The organism is Sulfuricurvum sp. (genome assembly GCF_028710345.1).
Taxonomy (GTDB): Bacteria; Campylobacterota; Campylobacteria; order Campylobacterales; family Sulfurimonadaceae; genus Sulfuricurvum.
Map to the genome: position 1 here is coordinate 1 of NZ_JAQTUH010000022.1, position 18,978 is coordinate 18,978.

21 protein-coding genes are annotated in these 18,978 nt (G+C 33.4%); 20 read left to right on the forward strand and 1 reads right to left on the reverse strand.

Features of this window, described 5'->3' with window-relative positions:
* Positions 1–155 precede the first annotated feature (155 nt).
* The 19 genes from galU to PHC76_RS14025 all read left to right on the forward strand — a co-directional run bounded on the left by galU (position 156) and on the right by PHC76_RS14025 (position 17,375).
* On the forward strand, positions 156–977 hold the full coding sequence (galU, locus tag PHC76_RS13935) for a UTP--glucose-1-phosphate uridylyltransferase GalU (protein WP_300210535.1): 822 nt from the start codon (positions 156–158) through the stop codon (positions 975–977).
* A gap of 87 nt (positions 978–1,064) precedes the next feature.
* Positions 1,065–1,958, forward strand: a complete 894-nt coding sequence (cysD, locus tag PHC76_RS13940) for a sulfate adenylyltransferase subunit CysD (RefSeq protein ID WP_300210536.1) — start codon at positions 1,065–1,067, stop codon at positions 1,956–1,958.
* The gene (cysN, locus tag PHC76_RS13945) at positions 1,958–3,433 is read left to right on the forward strand and encodes a sulfate adenylyltransferase subunit CysN (protein ID WP_300210538.1); all 1,476 of its coding nucleotides are present in this window, start codon (positions 1,958–1,960) and stop codon (positions 3,431–3,433) included. The genes cysD and cysN overlap by 1 nt, the downstream gene beginning before the upstream one ends.
* A gap of 1 nt (position 3,434) precedes the next feature.
* The gene (locus PHC76_RS13950) at positions 3,435–4,226 is read left to right on the forward strand and encodes a sulfite exporter TauE/SafE family protein (RefSeq protein WP_300210539.1); all 792 of its coding nucleotides are present in this window, start codon (positions 3,435–3,437) and stop codon (positions 4,224–4,226) included.
* Between the two features lie 12 nt (positions 4,227–4,238).
* Positions 4,239–4,838: an adenylyl-sulfate kinase gene (cysC, locus tag PHC76_RS13955; RefSeq protein ID WP_300210540.1), complete on the forward strand. Its 600-nt coding sequence runs from the start codon at positions 4,239–4,241 to the stop codon at positions 4,836–4,838.
* Positions 4,831–5,601 (forward strand): 3'(2'),5'-bisphosphate nucleotidase CysQ, encoded by a 771-nt coding sequence (gene cysQ / locus PHC76_RS13960; protein ID WP_300210542.1) that lies wholly within the window; start codon positions 4,831–4,833, stop codon positions 5,599–5,601. Before cysC ends, cysQ begins: the two co-directional genes overlap by 8 nt.
* 74 nt (positions 5,602–5,675) lie before the next feature.
* Entirely contained in the window at positions 5,676–6,434 is a 759-nt protein-coding gene (locus PHC76_RS13965) for an NAD-dependent epimerase/dehydratase family protein (protein ID WP_300210544.1), read from the forward strand.
* 6 nt (positions 6,435–6,440) lie between these two features.
* A complete protein-coding gene (locus tag PHC76_RS13970) occupies positions 6,441–7,082 on the forward strand; it encodes a hypothetical protein (RefSeq protein ID WP_300210546.1) in 642 nt (213 codons plus the stop codon).
* Positions 7,060–7,893 carry an oligosaccharide flippase family protein gene (locus tag PHC76_RS13975; protein ID WP_300210567.1) on the forward strand — a complete coding sequence of 278 codons (834 nt, stop codon included), beginning with the start codon at positions 7,060–7,062 and terminating at the stop codon, positions 7,891–7,893. Before PHC76_RS13970 ends, PHC76_RS13975 begins: the two co-directional genes overlap by 23 nt.
* Positions 7,894–7,898: 5 nt before the next feature.
* Entirely contained in the window at positions 7,899–8,480 is a 582-nt protein-coding gene (locus PHC76_RS13980) for an acyltransferase (protein ID WP_300210548.1), read from the forward strand.
* Positions 8,467–9,114 (forward strand): acyltransferase, encoded by a 648-nt coding sequence (locus PHC76_RS13985; RefSeq protein ID WP_300210550.1) that lies wholly within the window; start codon positions 8,467–8,469, stop codon positions 9,112–9,114. Before PHC76_RS13980 ends, PHC76_RS13985 begins: the two co-directional genes overlap by 14 nt.
* Before the next feature lie 9 nt (positions 9,115–9,123).
* Positions 9,124–10,020, forward strand: coding sequence for a glycosyltransferase family 2 protein (locus tag PHC76_RS13990; RefSeq protein ID WP_300210552.1), 897 nt, complete (start codon positions 9,124–9,126; stop codon positions 10,018–10,020).
* Positions 10,021–10,062: 42 nt separating this feature from the next.
* The gene (locus PHC76_RS13995; protein WP_300210553.1) at positions 10,063–11,349 is read left to right on the forward strand and encodes a hypothetical protein; all 1,287 of its coding nucleotides are present in this window, start codon (positions 10,063–10,065) and stop codon (positions 11,347–11,349) included.
* Between the two features lie 46 nt (positions 11,350–11,395).
* Entirely contained in the window at positions 11,396–12,280 is an 885-nt protein-coding gene (locus tag PHC76_RS14000; RefSeq protein ID WP_300210555.1) for a sulfotransferase, read from the forward strand.
* Entirely contained in the window at positions 12,273–12,743 is a 471-nt protein-coding gene (locus PHC76_RS14005) for an acyltransferase (protein WP_300210556.1), read from the forward strand. Before PHC76_RS14000 ends, PHC76_RS14005 begins: the two co-directional genes overlap by 8 nt.
* Positions 12,736–13,860, forward strand: coding sequence for a glycosyltransferase family 4 protein (locus tag PHC76_RS14010; RefSeq protein WP_300210558.1), 1,125 nt, complete (start codon positions 12,736–12,738; stop codon positions 13,858–13,860). The genes PHC76_RS14005 and PHC76_RS14010 overlap by 8 nt, the downstream gene beginning before the upstream one ends.
* Position 13,861: 1 nt before the next feature.
* Complete coding sequence (locus PHC76_RS14015; protein WP_300210559.1) at positions 13,862–14,923, forward strand: cellulase family glycosylhydrolase; 1,062 nt, start codon at positions 13,862–13,864, stop codon at positions 14,921–14,923.
* A complete protein-coding gene (locus PHC76_RS14020; protein ID WP_300210561.1) occupies positions 14,920–16,008 on the forward strand; it encodes a DUF1972 domain-containing protein in 1,089 nt (362 codons plus the stop codon). The genes PHC76_RS14015 and PHC76_RS14020 overlap by 4 nt, the downstream gene beginning before the upstream one ends.
* Complete coding sequence (locus tag PHC76_RS14025; RefSeq protein ID WP_300210563.1) at positions 16,008–17,375, forward strand: mannose-1-phosphate guanylyltransferase/mannose-6-phosphate isomerase; 1,368 nt, start codon at positions 16,008–16,010, stop codon at positions 17,373–17,375. Before PHC76_RS14020 ends, PHC76_RS14025 begins: the two co-directional genes overlap by 1 nt.
* A gap of 55 nt (positions 17,376–17,430) precedes the next feature.
* On the opposite strand, the gene PHC76_RS14030 is transcribed toward PHC76_RS14025, so the two are convergent.
* Complete coding sequence (locus PHC76_RS14030) at positions 17,431–18,480, reverse strand: glycosyltransferase family 4 protein (protein WP_300210564.1); 1,050 nt, start codon at positions 18,478–18,480, stop codon at positions 17,431–17,433.
* 125 nt (positions 18,481–18,605) lie between these two features.
* Here PHC76_RS14030 and PHC76_RS14035 point away from each other — a divergent pair.
* Positions 18,606–18,978: lytic transglycosylase domain-containing protein (locus tag PHC76_RS14035; protein ID WP_300210565.1), on the forward strand; the 373-nt coding region annotated here is incomplete at its 3' end.

An 18,978-nucleotide genomic window follows, 5' to 3' on the forward strand; every position in this document is an offset into this window, starting at 1 on the left:
TTTGAGTCTATTCTAAAAACTTTTGCACAGCGAGAACGTAGGTTCGGAGGATTAAATTGAGATTTTTACTAGGATATCAAAAGACGACGATAGCATGGGGAATATAACTTTAGAAAAAGCCAAATTGTTATTGATAAAATTTAGAGGGAACTTTTATGATTAAGAAATGTCTTTTTCCAGCGGCTGGCTATGGGACACGATTTTTACCTGCAACCAAAGCAATGCCAAAAGAGATGCTTCCGGTACTCACAAAACCCCTTATCCAGTATGGTGTTGAAGAGGCGGTTGAAGCAGGTATGAATACCATGGCAATCGTCACAGGCCGTGGTAAAAGAGCATTAGAAGATCACTTTGATGTCAGTTATGAGTTAGAACATCAAATTCGTGGAACTGATAAAGAACATTACCTCACAGAGATTCGCTCTCTCATTGATAAATGTACTTTTTCTTATACACGTCAAAATGAGATGAAAGGATTAGGAGATGCAATTCTAAGTGGAGAGACTCTTATCGGAAATGAACCGTTTGCTGTAATATTGGCAGATGATTTATGCGATGGAGGTGATATTGGGGTCCTTTCTCAGATGGTGGCACTCTATGCAAAATTTAAATGTTCCATCGTTGCGATTGAAGAGATTGATCCCAGTCAAACCAGCCGTTATGGTATCATTGCAGGCGAAGAGATTGCAGAGGGTGTTTATATAATCTCCAATATGGTAGAAAAACCTGATCCCTCTGTAGCACCCAGTAATCTTGCTATTATTGGACGATATATCCTCACACCTGACATCTTTCGTATTATCGAAAATACTCCGGCTGGTAAAGGTGGAGAGATCCAAATTACTGATGCGCTGATGACACAAGCGCAAAATGGAATGGTATTAGCCTATAAATTTAGTGGAAAACGATTTGATTGTGGTAGTGTCGAGGGATTTGTTGAAGCAACAAATTATTTTTTTGATAAGGCAAAAATATGATCAATAAAATATTTCATATATTTTTAGTTGCTCTATAAAAATACGAGTAGAAATAAATATATTTAAATTATGATGAAGGATATGACAATGACTCATTTGGAGCAATTAGAAGCTGAAGCAATTCATATAATACGCGAAGTAGTTGCTGAATTTGATAACCCTGCAATGCTTTATTCGGTTGGCAAAGATTCTTCTGTGATGCTTCATTTGGCACAAAAAGCATTTTCTCCAGCACCTCCTCCATTTCCACTTGTACATGTGGATACTATGTGGAAGTTTCATGAAATGATCGAATTTCGGGATCGCCGTGCTAAAGAAGTAGGAATGGATTTAATTGTCTATGTTAATCCTCAAGGGCAAGAGATGAACATCAATCCATTTGAGCATGGTTCTGCATTGCATACGGACATTATGAAAACTGAAGGACTTAAGCAGATGCTTGATATCTATAAGTTTGATGCAGTATTTGGTGGAGCACGTCGGGATGAAGAAAAAAGTCGTGCAAAAGAACGTATTTACTCTTTCCGTGACAAATATCATCGATGGGATCCTAAAAATCAGCGTCCGGAACTTTGGAATATATATAATGGACGACATCATAATGGTGAAAGTATTCGGGTATTTCCCCTTTCTAACTGGACAGAATTAGATATTTGGCAATATATCTATCTTGAACAAATACCTATTCCATCGCTTTATTTCGCTGCGGAGCGTGAAGTTGTTGAAATGGGTGGAACATTGATTATGGTTGATGATGAACGTATGCCTGAAGAACTTCGTAAAACGGCTAAAAAAGAGTTAGTTCGTTTTCGTACGCTTGGGTGTTATCCACTCACAGGTGCAGTAGAGTCAAATGCGATTACGTTACCTGAAATTATTCAAGAGATGCTCCTTACAAAAACTTCTGAACGTCAAGGACGATTAATCGATAGTGATTCAGCAGGATCAATGGAAAAGAAAAAAATTGAGGGATATTTTTAATGGCACATCAATCTGATCTTATTGCTGAAAATATTGAGCAATATCTTAAAGAACATGAAAATAAAGAACTACTTCGTTTTATTACGTGCGGCAGTGTAGATGATGGTAAAAGTACCCTCATCGGCAGATTACTTCATGATTCTAAAATGATTTTTGAGGATCAACTTGCAGCTATCGAGAAAGATAGTAAGAAATCAGGTACTCAAGGTGATGAAATTGATTTGGCACTTCTTGTAGACGGACTTCAAAGTGAACGCGAACAAGGAATCACTATCGATGTAGCTTATCGCTATTTTTCTACAGAGAAGCGTAAATTTATTATTGCGGATACGCCAGGGCATGAACAATATACACGTAATATGGCGACAGGTGCATCAACGGCAGATTTAGCAATTATTCTTGTCGATGCACGATATGGTGTACAGACACAAACTCGTCGGCACTCTTATATCGTTTCTCTACTGGGCATTAAAAATATGGTTGTCGCTATCAACAAGATGGACTTGGTTGATTTTTCACAAGAGCGATTTGATGCTATCAAAAAAGATTATGAAACATTGATTCCGAACTTGCCAAATCATACTAATATTTGTTTTCAATATATTCCTATGTCAGCACTTAAAGGCGACAATGTGGTAAACTCGAGTGAGTTTATGCCATGGTATGTTGAAAAGCCATTGATGCAAATACTTGATTCTGTTGAATTATCTTCTGTGTTGACTTCTACTTCGATTAATTTTCGTTTTCCAGTTCAATATGTTAATCGTCCTAATCTTGATTTTAGGGGCTTTTGCGGAACAATTGCTTCAGGGAGTGTTAAAGTTGGTGATGATATCACCGTGCTTCCCTCTGGTAAAACTACTAAAATTAAATCAATAATTCCCCCAAATATATTGGAGAAAGGTCAGAATACTGTTACTCTTCAGCAAGCTTTTGCACCAATGGCGATTACGTTAACAACCGAAGATGAAATTGATATCAGTCGAGGGGATATGATTGTTCATACGGATTATCTCCCTCGTGTTTCTAATAGTTTAAAAGTCATGATGGTGTGGATGGGCGAAGAAGCAATGATGCCAGGTAAAAATTATTTTATTAAATCCGCAACTACCGTTGTTGGTGGTAGTTTTGAACATATCAATTATAAAGTTGATGTGAACAGTTATGAACGAGCACCAGTTGATAGTCTTCAATTAAATGATATCGCATCATGCAAACTAGTATTAAATCGTCCGATTGCAGCAGATTCATACAGTCATAATCGCTACACGGGTAGCTTTATTGTAATGGATCGTATCACTAATTCTACGATTGGTGCTGGAATGATCATAGATGTTAGTCGACGAGATCAGGATATTATATCTCCTGTAGATCGTGAATACACACAGTCTGAAATTGAACTCAATGCATTTATCCGTAAAAATTTCCCTGAATGGGGTTGTATAGGTATCGATAAACTTTTGGAGAAAAAATAAAATGGATGGCATGCTGATTCTTGCAGGTGCTTTAACAGGACTTTTAGTTGGGCTTAGTGGTGTAGGCGGCGGAGCCCTCATGACACCTCTTTTATTACTATTTTTTGGTGTTGCTCCGATGTCCGCTGTAGGAACTGATTTATGGTTTGCTGCTATTACTAAAATATTTGCAACACGAGTTCATAATAAGCATGGACTAATTGATTGGCAGGTTGTCAAACGGTTATGGATTGGTAGTTTAAGTGCTTCGACATTGACTATACTTTGGATGAAGGTGCATCCTATTGATGATTCATCGGTAGAATTTTTAAAAATGACAATTGCTCTTGCTGTTTTAATAACAGCGGCAGGAATGTTTTTTCAAAAACCTCTTCATGCACTTGGAAGAAAACTTCGAACAACAGATGGAGAACATTTTAAAAAATTTCAAGCCCCGTTAACAATAATGGCGGGTGCTCTCCTTGGCTTTCTTGTATCGTTGACATCTGTTGGAGCAGGTGCTTTAGGTGCTGTTTTTTTAGCGTATTTGTATCCGCTTCGATTAACTCCCTCACGTCTTATTGCTACCGATATTGTACATGCTATTCCACTGGCTATTTTCGCTGGAATAGGGCATTTACTGATTGGTAACGTTAACTTTGGTTTATTAGGGACACTGCTTATTGGTTCTATTCCTGCTGTTATCATCGGCGCGATGCTATCATCACGTCTGTCAAATGTTGTTTTACGAGTAATTTTATCATTCGTGTTGCTTGCTATTGGCATTAAACTTTATTTATCGATTAGCGGATAAAGGATCATAAATATGGAGAAAAATATTGTTTGGCACCATCATAATGTGACAAAACAAGAACGCAGTAGTCAAAAGCAGCAAAAACCGTGTGTAATTTGGTTCACAGGCTTAAGCGGTTCAGGAAAATCAACAATTGCTAATGCCTTGGAACGTAAACTATATGAGATGGGTAAACATACTTATCTTCTTGATGGTGATAATATTAGACATGGTGTGAATAAAGATTTGGGGTTTAGTAATGAGGACCGTATAGAGAATATACGTCGTATAGGTGAAGTGAGTAAATTATTCATTGATGCGGGGATTATAGTTCTTTCTGCCTTTATTTCCCCATTTATTTCTGACCGTGCAATAGCACGATCTTTAGTAGCGAGTGATGAATTTATAGAAGTATTTGTAGATACCGTGCTTGATTTATGTGAAAAACGAGATCCAAAAGGTTTATACCAAAAAGCAAGATTAGGAGAGATTCCATCGTTTACCGGTATTAGTTCGCCTTATGAAGCTCCTACAACTCCTGAAATTCATATTACGACTGCTGAATACAGTGTGGATCAATGCGTTAATCAGATTATTAATTATTTACTGGAAAAGGGTTATATAAATGATTGAACATATAAAAATAGAAGATATTGTTCAGATTGCTAAACGAGCAGGGGACGCTATTATGCAGATATATGTAAAAGATTTTTCAGTCGAATTTAAAGATGATAAAAGTCCATTAACAGAAGCTGACAAAAAAGCAAATAATATCATTGAAGATGGCCTTAATGCTCTTGATAAGAAGATCCCAATTCTTTCGGAAGAAGGTAAAATGATTTCTTATGAAGAACGTAAAGAATGGGAATATTTTTGGATGGTAGATCCGTTAGATGGAACTAAAGAATTTATTAAAAAAAATGGTGAATTTACTGTTAATATCGCATTGATTCACAAAAATATTCCAATATTAGGTGTTGTTTATGCTCCAGCATTAAATGAGATGTATTGGGCTGTAGAGGGACAAGGTGCTTTTAAAGATGGACATAAACTTCCGTTGACTATCAACCAAAGTCCAGAAAAAAAACTTCGTATCGTAGCGAGTAAATCTCATTTAAGTACAGAAACACAAGAGTATATTGATCAGCTTGCGCAATTGACAGAATCGATAGAATGCGTTTCAAAAGGGAGCTCATTAAAGCTATGTATGGTTGCTGAAGGGAGCGCCGATATTTATCCTCGTCTGGCTCCAACTATGGAATGGGATACTGCTGCAGCTGATGCGATTGTACGTGAATCTGGAAAAATGACTTATAGTTATCCGACGGTAGAAAAAGTAGTTTACAATAAAGAAAATCTTTTAAATCCTTGGTTTGTAGTGAAAGCTACTTTGTGAAAAGTGGGCAAAAACGCTGTATGTCATATTAATAGTTGTTATCTCAAAATAAATACTAAATAAATGGAAAATCAATGAAAAAAAATATTTTAATTACAGGAGCCAAGGGATTTATTGGTTCGAACCTGATTAAAAAGCTTGAAAAAGATAATAATTTTGTTATTTTTCAGTTTAATAGAGATGATTCATTAGATAATTTGAAAAGTTATATTCACGAAATTGATTTTATATTTCATTTAGCAGGCGAAGTACGTCCAACAACTAGTGATGAAGATATGAAAAAAAGTAATGCTTTATTGACAAAACAAATTGTTGAAATACTCGAAATGAAAAATATGAAAATTCCATTATTAATGACATCTTCTATTCATGCTGAATTACTTAAAAATGAATATGGCAGATCAAAAAAAGAGGCTGAACAATATCTTCAAGAGTATGCGAAACATTCTGGTATGCCTTTGTGGATTTATAGATTACCTCATGTTTTTGGAGAAGGGTGTAAACCTAATTACAATTCCGCTATTTCAACATGGATATATAACAGTATTAATGATTTACCTATTACGGTATTTGATCGAGCGATACCCATGACGTATGCATATGTACAAGATATTGTTGATGAGATTATTAATCATATTGCGAATACCGTATCTACTGATTCAGGAAATATATATAGCCCGAAAATATTATATCAAACAACATTGGGCGAAATTGTGGATATGTTAGATGAGTTTAAATCTTTTGAAACTCATAATGATATTGTTTTCATCGGAGAAAATTTTAAAAATAAATTACATAAAACATACAGAGATTATCTTGATAACAAGTTTTAATTACAAATGATAAATAAAATACAGGTAAAAAAAAATATCATATTTGCTGTGATGCAGATTTTTGTATCAAGCATTTCACTTTTTCTTTTATATAAATTTTTAATTATCGAATTGGGTATTGAAAAAATAGGGGTATGGTCTATTGTCATGGCATTTACCGCTTTTTTAAAAACAGGAGATTTCGGTTTTACTGGAAGTATCGTTAAATTCGTTTCTAAATATCAAGCAAGAAATGAAATTATGCATGTTTATAAAATTATAGAAACATCCATTGTGACGATTACGATCGGGCTTAGCTTATTATTAATGGTTACTTATCCCTTGATTCAAATGCTATTGCCTTTGTTTGTATCCAAAAATTACATGTCTGGTGCTTTGGCATTGTTACCATATTCTTTAATCTCTCTCTGGCTATCCGTGATAGGTATAATGATCGTATTTGTTTTTGATGGGATACAAAGGGTTGATATTCGAAGTAAGATATTGATGGTATCCAATGTATTGTTTGCTCTTTTAGCTATTTTATTTGTTAAAGAATTTGGTTTTATAGGACTGGGTTATGCACAATTGGTGCAGGCTGCATTATTATTAATTGTTTCATGGCTATTGGTACGAAGGCACTTAGATATTATATTTATTTCCTTATAAATGGCACCGAGAAACTTTTAATGAAATCTTTACGTACAGCGTAAACTTACAATTGAGCTCATTGATGACAATGTTATTAGAACCGATATCAAAGCTGATGCTAGGTCATTATGGAAATTTATCGATGGTAGGTTTGTTTGAAATGGCAAATAGGTTAGTCATGCAAGTACGAAGTGTGATCGTAAATGCAAATCAATCATTAGTGCCATTGTTATCAAATTTACATGAAACCGAAAAGAAAAAAGTTTTAGGGCTCTATTTTAAAACAACCAATATTTTAATCGTTCTATCATCTGTCGTATATGGGATTTTAGCAGTATCCCTTCCATTTATTTCAGAATTATGGATAGGTGAATTAAACATCTATTTTATTGATTTTTCTTTTTTAATAGTGATGGGAATGTTTGTAAATACATTGATAGGACCAGTTTATTTTACCAATATGGCAACAGGTGATGTCATTGAAAATACAAAATCTCAAATTATTATTGCCCTTTTAAATATTATCTTTGGTATCTTTTTGGGAATTATGTTCCATGGATATGGTGTTATATTCGCATATGCATCGAGTACTATGGTAGGAAGTATGGCGTTATTGTACTTTTTTGTAATTAAAAACAAAATTGTTCTTGAGCTGAATAAACTGGGGCTATATCTGATGGGTATGAATATTGTTTTGGCATGTATAAGTTTTATAGTCTATAGATATTATGAGAAACTGTATTTTTTTGATTTAGGTATCTCTTTGCTTTTGAATCTTCTTGTTCTATGGATAAATAAAAGATATTTAATAGCGATAATTAAAGGGTAAGCATGATGAAATGGATAAAAAAAATTATCAGGAATTTACTCTATAAGCCGTATGGGATAAAATTTTTTGGTGAGGGTTCTACTATTCTTTTTCCTCGTAAATTGTTAAACATAAAGCATATTGAAATTGGAAATAATGTATTTATTCATAAACATGCCAATCTGTTTCCGATTACTTCGGATCATGGAAATAATTTCTCACCGATAGTCAAAATCGGACATAACGTATACATTGGGCAATATTTTCATATGCATGCGATGTCGAAGGTTGTAATAGAAGATGGGTGTGTGATTAGTGATAATGTATATATTTCAGGTGCATCACATGGATTTGACCCAAATGGCGGGCATATTATGAAGCAACCGTTGAATTTTGCTGATGTTGAAATAAAGATGAATACATTTATCGGGAGAAACGTTTTTATCTCACAGGGTGTGACATTAGGTATGCATTGTGTAGTAGGTGCTAATTCGGTAGTGACAAAATCGTTTCCAGATTATTCTATGATAGCGGGAAGCCCTGCCAAATTAATTAAAAAATACGATGTTTTAAACCAAGCATGGATTCGTGTAAATGAAAAAAATTAAAATCTTGTTGGCGCTTTCATGGTTTGATAAGTTGAATTATCTCTCCAACTATTATTGGAAATTTAAAACACAGTTTTATTATCAACCATTTTTTAATAAAATTGGTCGGGGATCAGTGATTAGGAATCCGCTATTGCTCTCAAATACGAATTATATATCTATTGGCAAACAAGTATTTATTCGTGATGGAGCACGCATAGAAGTTATTAAAAATTCTCAAAAAAAACCTTTGCTTCAAATTGGTGATAATACTAATATCGAACAAAGTGCTCATATCATTTGTCATTCTAAAATACTCATAGGAAAAAATTGTTCTATAACAGGATTTTGTTGTATTGTTGATGTAAATCATCCGTATGATGATATTGATGATACAAGAAAAATAGGGCTTAGGATTGATAATTCTGATTCTTTTATTGAAATTGGTGACAATTGTTTTTTAGGATTTCGAACAACTATCATGCCTAATGTAAAATTGGGAAACAATTGTGTTGTCGGTGCTAATACTTTGATTACAAAGTCGTTTCCTGCTTACAGTGTTATTGCAGGAAATCCCGCTAAAATGATAAAAAGATATGATTTAGATAAAAAAATGTGGAAAAAAGTTGATAGTAATGAAAATTTTATCGAATGAAAGGCGTACATGAATAGTATAGGAGTTGTAACCGTAACATTTAATAGCGCACATGTACTGAAAGATTTTTTGGATTCGATGGCAAAACAGACACATACAAATTATATTTTGTATGTTATCGATAATGCTTCAGATGATGATACAGCAAAAATAATTTCAGAAGTAGATGATGCACGTATTGTGTATATACAAAACGATAAAAATTTAGGTGTTGCTGCTGGTAATAATCAAGGTATTGTCAAAGCGATTGAGGATGGATGTGAATCTATCCTTTTACTCAATAATGATACTTTATTTGAAACAACTCTGTTTGAAAAAATGGCTCGAACACTCGAAATACATCAAGCTGATATCATTGTTCCGAAAATGTACTATTTTGATAAAAAAAATATTTTGTGGTTTGCAGGCGGAGAATTTGATAATATATTCCAATGTGATGTCAGTCATGCAGGGTTTAGAGAAGAAGATAACGGTCAATATGATCGCATACAAACTATTACTTATGCGCCAACTTGTTGTATGCTTATTACGAAGCAAACAATTGAAGATGTCGGTTTAATGGATGAAAAATATTTTGTATATGAAGACGATGTCGATTTTTGTTATCGGGCAACACATATAATGAAGAAAAAAATGATCTATTTTCCGGATGTGACTTTTTATCACAAAGTTGGGGGGTTAACGAATAAAGAAGGTTCCTCTTTTAAATCAGATTTTGCAATACGTATGATGACGAGAAATAAAGTTTACAGATGTAAAAAATATTTTTCATTTAGTAAAGCTGTATATTTATTGCTCATGTTATTCAGAGAAAATTTAAAAATCATACTTCAAAGACACTACAAACGCTCATATAAATCATTTATTCTCATGAATCTATCCTTTATAAAAGGGATGTTTTATTGATGTTAATGGCAAAAAAAATGATGCAGTTAAACAAAATGGCTAATGATGAATAATATTAAATCAAAGAATAATATTTATACTCTAATGGTCATTGTAACATTCATTTTCGCATTGAAATTTTTTGAATCTACACCTTTTGAATCTATATTTTTTCAATTACAGGCAGTTTATTTGGCCTTTATTTTACTCTTTTTGATAGCCTTTGTTGTGCTCATGACAGTTAACAATTTAGCTATTAATAAAGTATCATTTTATTATTTAATATTAATCATTACTATCCCTATTTATAGTGCGTATAGATCTCACGCAGAGTTTGGACAACCTTTTCTTTATGGGGTTCTCACTGAACGAGGTTGGCTTCTTTTTGGAACAGGGATATGGTTCTATTATATTTTAATGACTAAAAAAGTAACTTTTGCGACAATGGAAGCATCTTTTGTTTTTATGGCATGGGCTTCATTCATAATTTTTTCACTCTTTATTCTTACTTTTGACCCGAGTCAGTTGCAAAATTCCGATGAAGCATCTAAATTCGTTCAAATGACGAGCAGTAGGGGATTGCGATTTAAATTTCAAAATTTCTTTATCTCTTTTGGTGCGATCTATTATTTTATTAAATATTCTATGAAAAAGAATCCTGTCGATTTGATTTTTTTATCTCTTTTTTTGATATATGTTTTGTTCGTTATCCAAGGACGTGGCTATATGCTGACTTTAGCAGCCACATTTTTTCTCTACTATTGGCTTAATTATTCATTACCAAAATTTTTACTCACTATGTTAAAGCTTGTGCTTTTTGTATCATTTGCTCTTTTAATCATTCAGATTATTATGCCAGAGTATATAACGCAAATGGGAAATCTTTATTCACAGATGTTTCAAGTTCTAGCCGGTGGAGAATCGGAAGATTCTTCTGCCAATGCACGCATATTTGAAAGCTTAATAGTTTTTGATTATTTTAATGCACATAATTTGAGTATATGGTTGGGAACCGGGAAGATTAGTCAGCAATGGAATGATGGCTATGAATCAATATTCGGTTACTTTTACCCATCAGATATTGGAATTTTAGGTGGGGTATTCGTATACGGCATTTCGGGATTTATCGCACTAATAATCATTCCTTTTATCATGGTTATTAAAGTATTGCGCGTCAGTGTTTGTAAAAATGATATTTTTCCTTTGAGTTTGAAATACGTGCTAATCTTTGTATTGATTGGATCAATACAGGGGAGTTTTTATTTTGATTACGTAACTTATGTCATTCCTCTTTTTATTTTAATCGCGTATAACAAATTATTTAAAAGAGCAGTTGGTGAAGATGGTTGATAGAAAGATAAAGAATTTTATTGGAAATTTATAGAAAAGGAAAAAAATGTACCCATCATTTATTATTGTTGGTGCACCAAAAGCAGGCACAACTTCTTTATATCATTATCTCTCAGAACATCCGGAAGTTTTTATGAGTGAACCCAAAGAGGTCAACTTTTTTTCTAGAGAAGAGATAGTGGAACAAGGTTTATATTACAATGATTTTAAGGCTAAAAATCTGGATGAATATAAAAAACTTTTTGCTGATGCAGAAAATGCAAAAGCGATTGGTGAAGGGAGTGTATCCTACCTTTTTTATCCCAATACTCCGAGAAAGATAAAGGATATATTGCCGGATGTTAAAATAATTATGTTGCTTCGAGAGCCTGTAGAAAGAGGTTATTCTCATTATTTAATGGATTATAGATTAGGACTTGTATCTTTAAGTTATGATGAAATAGTTAATAAAAGTACTCATCATAAACATGCACATCTGTATTATCAACAATATGTTGAGTTGGGACTTTATTATGAACAAGTAAAACGCTATTTGGATTTATTTGGCTCAGAACAAGTCAAAATCTATTTTCAGGAAGATTTACGTCAGGATACAGAAAAAATAATTTTAGATCTTTATGATTTTTTAGAGATAGATCGATCCATTATGCCTAATATTGAACGTGAACACAACGCTTTTTCAATGCCTAAAAGTAATTTTGTGCATAGATTGTATTCATCATATTTTATTCGCACAATTTTTTCTTTTATTTTTTCCGATGGAATAAAAGAAAAAATAAAAAATACATTTTTTGAAACAAAAAAGAAACCGAAATTGGATGAGACGCTGAAACAACAGTTGCTGGAAATTTATCGACCAGATATACAAAAATTGGAGCAATTGATCGGTCGTGACCTTTCTGATTGGTACAAGGAAAATACTGATGCGTGAAGAAGCAAAGCGAAATTATGGGTTCAAACGTTTTGTGAGAAAAATGTTGTTGGCTTTTGCAAAATCAGGTATATTACCCGGTTCATTACGTGTTAAGTTGGTTAAGTTATCAGGTGTAAACTTTGTTAATTCATCGAGTGTATTTATAGGTGAAGATGTCACTTTTGATAATATATATCCTGAATATATCACTATAGGTAATAGAGTTCGGATTACTGCAGGTACAAAAATCATCACCCATTTTTTAGATGTTACCAAGCCTCCGTTTAGCTTTTATACGGGAAATATTATTATTGGAGATAATGTTTTTATTGGAGTAAATACTATTATTTGTAAAGAATGCAGAATCGGTAATAATGTTGTTGTTGCGGCAGGTTCTGTAGTTACAAAAGATATACCGGATAACTGGATTGTTGGTGGTGTACCGGCAAAAAAAATAGGGGAACGGGTGATAAATGACTAAACATATTGCAATTATTGATCATGTCGGGAAAAAAGCAGGGATGGATTATTATTCTAGTTCATTAGCCAAGGGATTTATTACACAAAAGTGTAATTGTACGGTTTACAGTAATTTTGTAGGAATAGATGCAGATAAAATAGAATATAAACCTTTTTTTGATGGACATACAAAAGCTAACTCATTAATCAAACTTTTCAGTTTTCTCAATGCAACGATAAAAGCATCATTTAATGCAAAACGAGTGAACGCTGATTTAGTAATTTTGCATCTTTTTGCCGCCAATATCGTAACTCTTTTATTTGCAGCAATTCCAAAGCTATTTGGATTGAAAATAGCAATTATTTCGCACGATGTTTCCAGTTTTGCTGACAATGATAATATGCTGATTCAACATATTATTTACAATCGACTTGCAAATTTTATTATAGTGCATAACCAATTTTCATATAAAACTTTACTTGAAAGCATCCATATTGGTAAACCTGAAAATATTGTTATTATAAAACACGGAGGTTATTTGGATCATGTGGGGCAACGTCCAGTCAAAACAGAGCTTCGACAAGAGCTTGGATTGGATGAAGATGGAAAATACATTTTATTTTTCGGACAAATCAAAAAAGTAAAAGGACTTGATATCCTGCTTGAAGCGATGAATAAAATACCAGATGATATTAAACTCATTATTGCAGGCAAACCTTGGAAGGATGATTTTTCGTATTATGATGAATTGATAGAAAAATATTCGTTACAGCAACGAGTCGTTAAGATGATCCGTTTCATAGATGATGCCGAGAGAGAAAAACTTTTTTTTACTGCTGATGTTAATGTATTGCCCTATAGAATAATCTATCAAAGTGGTGTTCTACTTATGGCAATGAGCCATGGATTGCCTGTTATAGCTTCAAATCTTCCGGCTAATCAAGAAATTTTGGAAAATGGTAAAAACGGTTTATTATTTAATACTGAAGATTCAGATGATCTGGCTCAACAGTTAAAAGTATATTTTTCAGACTCAATTTTATCAGATGTAATTGCCAAAAATGGGTTAAAAACTATTGATGAAGAATACGGGTGGAACGATATTGCAAAAAATTACATTGATATAATTAGTCATTAATATGAAAATTTTCTTTTTAATTTTATTTGTATTAAATTTCACGTTGTTCGCTGAACAATTACCTAGTGGTTGGCCATGGAAAGGTATTGATATAATGGCTAGCTCTTACAAATATGATCCAAAAGCTATTGATTTTATTGTAGACGAAAAAATCCCTTATGTTATTATCATGTTTCAGAATAATTTAGTAATGAAGCGTGAAAATGTTAACGCACAAGAAGCATTGCGTATGAACTTAGAATGGGCAAGTGCGATTAGTAAACGTTTGAATAAACAAAATATTAAAACGATAATTAGCTTTGATGATTTCTCATCTGATATACAAGAGTGCCAAAATTCGCAATCAGTACAATATTGGAGTAATCCTAGGTGTATAGATAGTATATATCAAGATATCAATTACACACTTGATTTTTTAAAAGACAATCATATTTTGGCATATCAATTTATTGCTGAACCGACAATTATTGAAAATGCTAAAGCACATGCACCAAATAATTGGGTGAGCATATTTAATGAAATGCTAAAGACAGTACGGAATAAAGATAAAAGCGTATATATGATTTTTGAACCTGGACCTTGGGGAGAACCTAAAGGATATGAGAATTTTGTACCATTCAATGATAATAAAATTATTTATAATATGCATATGTATGCACCACAAAATTTTACGCATCAGGGGATTAAGCTTTATCCTGATCATGTTAGTTATCCTGGATTTGTACGGCCATGGCTATATTGGAATAAATCCTCATCAGTTGATTATCTAGCGCCATTAATAAAATTTCAAACAAAATACAATGTTCCCGTTTCCGTGTGTGGTTTTAGTAGTGTAAGATGGGCCAAGGAGAGGGATCAATATTTAAAAGATGTGATAGAAATATTTAAACAAAACAATTGGAGTTGGTTTTATTTTAATATTGGTGGATTTTGGAAAGGTTGGGATATTAGATATGATGCGTTTTTACAACAAAATGGCACGTACGAATTACAATATAACAATAATCAAACGAGCACTTATAAGTCATTAAAAAAAGAATTCATACAAGGTAATAAACAATGAAAATCGCAATTGTAGGCACAGTTGGGATTCCTGCAAAATATGGTGGATTTGAAACACTGGTAGAATATTTAACAAGAGAGTTAGGTGGTTATTATAAATTTAGTGTGTATTGCAGTAGTAAAGCATATACTGAAAAACTAGATAATCATAATAATGCGAGTCTCGTTTATTTACCATTCAATGCTAATGGTGCTCAGAGTATTATATATGACATTTTATCTATGATACATGCTGCCAAGAGTAAAAGTGATGTGATGCTTATTCTTGGTGTATCAGGCTGTTTTTTTTTACCACTGTTAAAACTTTTTTATCATAAACCAATTATTGTAAATATTGATGGATTAGAGTGGAAACGGGAAAAATGGAGTCAAAAAGTTAAAATTTTTCTCAAGTTTTCTGAAAAAATGGCTGTTAATTATGGTGATCATGTAGTCACAGATAATAAAGTTATCCAAGACTATGTAATGAGTGAATATGGTAAATCAAGCACTTTGATTGCTTATGGTGCTGATCATGTTAAAAAAGTTGAAGTTACATCAGAATCTCGTCAAAAGTATACTTTTCTTAACGGTCGTTATGCCTTTAAAGTTTGTCGTATAGAGCCTGAAAATAATGTTCATATGATTTTAGAAGCATTCGCAGAGATAACTACAATGTCTCTTGTAATCGTAGGAAATTGGCAAAATAGTGAATATGGCAGAACACTTAAGGAACAATATTCGGTGTATCCTCATATTTATTTAATTAATCCAATTTATGATCAAAATATTTTGAATCAATTACGAAGTAATTGCACAATATATGTACATGGACACAGTGCCGGAGGGACAAATCCCTCTTTGGTGGAAGCAATGCATTTAGGTTTAGCAATTGTTGCTTTTGGTGTAACATATAATCGAGAGACTACGGATAACTGTGCATTATATTTTAATAATAGTAATGAGTTGAAACAAATTGTAGAGATTATTTCTGATAAAGAAATTTTAATATTAGGTCTATCGATGTATACATTTGCTAAAGAACATTATAGTTGGAAAATGATCGCTAGTAAATATGCAAAATTATTTGAGTATAAAGGAAAATAATGACCAATATAATTCTTTGTGGCGGAAGTGGCACGCGATTATGGCCGATCAGTCGTACTTTAATGCCAAAACAATTTGTCAAACTTTTTGAAAATCAGTCTCTTTTTCAGATGACTGTAGAACGTAATGCCGTTATTTGTGATTCTCAGCTCATTGTTTCAAATGCAGAACAATATTTTTTGGCACTTGATCAACTCGAAGAATTGGATCGTCAGAATGGAAAGTATATATTAGAACCGATTGGACGTAATACTGCTCCTGCAATTGCATTAGCATGTATGTCACTATCACCCGAGACTATTGTTCTCGTGACACCGTCTGATCATTTGATAAAAGATCAAAGTGCTTATCATAAAGTATTAATACAAGCAGAAATTTTAGCTAAGCAAGATTATCTTGTAACATTCGGTATTGCGCCGACATTTGCTGAAACAGGGTTCGGATATATCGAAGCTTCCGGATATGATGTGAAGGCATTTCATGAAAAACCTAGTTTTGAAGTAGCAACAAAGTATCTAAAAGAAGGTAATTATTATTGGAATAGCGGTATGTTTTGTTTTAAGGCAGGAGTATTTTTAAGTGAATTAAAAAAACATTCACCTCAAATATATTCGTTGTCTCAAATTGCATTTGATAACGCTACACATGAAGGGATGATTCGGATAAAATATGATGATATGGCTGCAATTTCCGATGAGAGTATTGATTATGCTGTTATGGAAAAAAGTACGTTAGTAAAAGTCATTCCAAGCGACATCAGTTGGAGTGATGTTGGTAGTTTTGATGCACTTTATGATGAATTGCCAAAAGATACAAACGGCAACACGTTGAATCCTTATCATATTAACATAGACAGTCATAATAATTTAATTTATGGTCAAGAACGTCAAATCGCTACCATCGATATTAATGATCTTATCATCGTAGATACGGGTGATGCACTGTTGATCTCTCAGAAGGGTTCGTCACAAAAAGTTAAAAGAGTAGTTGAAAAGCTTAAAGAACAAAATTCTCAATTGCATAATATACATTTAACAGCTCATCGTCCATGGGGAACATATACGGTTTTAGAGGATACACTTGGGTATAAAATTAAACGAATCGTAGTTAAACCAGGAAAACGTTTAAGTCTTCAGAAACATTTTCACCGAAATGAGCATTGGATAGTCGTGAGTGGTACTGCGACAGTTACTGTAGGTAATGAGGTTAAAAACATTCGACCAAATGAATCTACATATATCAAGATGGGTGAACTCCATCGTCTATCAAATGAAGGGAAGATCCCGGTAGTATTGATTGAAGCACAAGTAGGTGAATACACAGGAGAAGATGATATTGTACGTATAGAAGATGATTTTAAACGTTAAAATGAAGATGTCAAAGAGTATCTGGTTAGTTTGTGAGCTTAAAGAACTCCCTTAATTAATTTCTTTTTTTTCGTATTTTTCGACGTGTAGAAAATGGGTTTTGTTTCGCAATCATACCATTTAGGATCATGTAGAAAAAGGTAACGTTTAAGCCATATAATAAAAGTGTATAACGCTGGCGCGGGTAGTCGCTAAAATCGATACCCATCACCGAATAAATCCCTTGCAAGAGAAGCAAAATAAAAACAGTTTTTTTGACATCACCTTGAAAAAAATTGAGGATGATGTGGTGTAAGTGGAGTTTATCAGGGGTAAACATAGAGTACCCATGACGTTTACGACGTATCATGACGATGAGCGTATCCATAATCGGGAGTGCTGCAAGAAAGAGTATTGAAGTCGGTTGCATGTAGGGTAGGGCTTTGATAGAAAGGACGGATATTACAAATCCCAGAGTAAGTGATCCGCTATCGCCCATAAAAATTTTTGCAGGATGCCAGTTCAGGATTAAAAATGCGGCTATAGCTGCGATAAATGAGAGGGATACCGATACGATAAATAAATCATGGTGTTCATATCCGATGGAGCATAGAGCACCGAGGATGATAATGCTTATCCCTCCTGCAAGTCCATCTAAGCCATCAGTGAGATTGAGGGCATTGGTAAATCCTGCAACGGCAAACATCGTAAAAGGGAGCGCAAACCACCCTAATGAAAGATCATAACCAAAAAATCGTCCCAATGTATTGATAGATATATGATCGAGATAGAGGAGTAATGTTGCGATAAAAATTATAATAAATTTGGTTTTTGGTGCAGTATCACGATGATCATCCAATACACCGATGATAAAAACCATAAAGATAGCAAAAAAAACGATTATATGGGAATAAACGATAGGGTTTAATGTCAAAATATCGGATAAGATTACACCAAATATGATACCGATACCTGCACCTCTCGGGGTGACGTGTTTATGCATACTGCGATGATTAGGGATATCTACCAAATCTAATTTTGGGGCAAAATGGATAATCAATTGAATAAATATAAATGATGCTATAAAGCTGATAAAGATTTTAATAAGTAGTAACGAAGTAATCAATGTAAATACCTAATTAATTTTAAAGTATGTGATTATCTCTGTTCATAACTTAAAATTACCCATTTCAGTGAATATTTACTACTAAGATTTTATAATTATTTTATGAATAAGAGGTGGGAATTGTTGTGAAAATATTGATAATACTCTTGTATGGAATGCTTCTCTGGGCTACTTCCTATGATCATTTATTTGCCGAAGCGGGCCGTGATTTCGGTATCGATCCGAGTTTGCTAAAGCGGATTGCTACGATAGAGAGCTCTCTGGATCCTAATGCAATTAATCACAACAAAAATGGGACATCCGATATTGGTTTAATGCAAATCAACACTATTCATTTACGACGTCTCTCAAAAGTCGGCGTTACGCGTGATTCTTTACTGGACCCGCAAGTCAACATCTATGTTGGGGCACTTTTGCTCAGCTCTCATATACGCAAAAGAGGGTATAATCTAGATGCCATAGGATGCTATCATTCGGCAAATCCAGTATATAAAAATC

Bases quoted from the DNA above. Each gene is read 5' to 3' on its own strand.
- PHC76_RS14020 (WP_300210561.1), top strand. From the start codon at position 14,920: ATGAAAATCGCAATTGTAGGCACAGTTGGGATTCCTGCAAAATATGGT.
- cysN (WP_300210538.1), top strand. From the start codon at position 1,958: ATGGCACATCAATCTGATCTTATTGCTGAAAATATTGAGCAATATCTT.
- cysQ (WP_300210542.1), top strand. From the start codon at position 4,831: ATGATTGAACATATAAAAATAGAAGATATTGTTCAGATTGCTAAACGA.
- PHC76_RS13995 (WP_300210553.1), top strand. From the start codon at position 10,063: ATGATGAATAATATTAAATCAAAGAATAATATTTATACTCTAATGGTC.
- galU (WP_300210535.1), top strand. From the start codon at position 156: ATGATTAAGAAATGTCTTTTTCCAGCGGCTGGCTATGGGACACGATTT.
- PHC76_RS14000 (WP_300210555.1), top strand. From the start codon at position 11,396: ATGTACCCATCATTTATTATTGTTGGTGCACCAAAAGCAGGCACAACT.
- PHC76_RS13965 (WP_300210544.1), top strand. From the start codon at position 5,676: ATGAAAAAAAATATTTTAATTACAGGAGCCAAGGGATTTATTGGTTCG.
- PHC76_RS14010 (WP_300210558.1), top strand. From the start codon at position 12,736: ATGACTAAACATATTGCAATTATTGATCATGTCGGGAAAAAAGCAGGG.
- PHC76_RS14025 (WP_300210563.1), top strand. From the start codon at position 16,008: ATGACCAATATAATTCTTTGTGGCGGAAGTGGCACGCGATTATGGCCG.
- PHC76_RS13985 (WP_300210550.1), top strand. From the start codon at position 8,467: ATGAAAAAAATTAAAATCTTGTTGGCGCTTTCATGGTTTGATAAGTTG.
- PHC76_RS14005 (WP_300210556.1), top strand. From the start codon at position 12,273: ATGCGTGAAGAAGCAAAGCGAAATTATGGGTTCAAACGTTTTGTGAGA.
- PHC76_RS14015 (WP_300210559.1), top strand. From the start codon at position 13,862: ATGAAAATTTTCTTTTTAATTTTATTTGTATTAAATTTCACGTTGTTC.
- cysD (WP_300210536.1), top strand. From the start codon at position 1,065: ATGACTCATTTGGAGCAATTAGAAGCTGAAGCAATTCATATAATACGC.
- cysC (WP_300210540.1), top strand. From the start codon at position 4,239: ATGGAGAAAAATATTGTTTGGCACCATCATAATGTGACAAAACAAGAA.
- PHC76_RS13970 (WP_300210546.1), top strand. From the start codon at position 6,441: ATGATAAATAAAATACAGGTAAAAAAAAATATCATATTTGCTGTGATG.
- PHC76_RS13950 (WP_300210539.1), top strand. From the start codon at position 3,435: ATGGATGGCATGCTGATTCTTGCAGGTGCTTTAACAGGACTTTTAGTT.
- PHC76_RS13990 (WP_300210552.1), top strand. From the start codon at position 9,124: ATGAATAGTATAGGAGTTGTAACCGTAACATTTAATAGCGCACATGTA.
- PHC76_RS13980 (WP_300210548.1), top strand. From the start codon at position 7,899: ATGAAATGGATAAAAAAAATTATCAGGAATTTACTCTATAAGCCGTAT.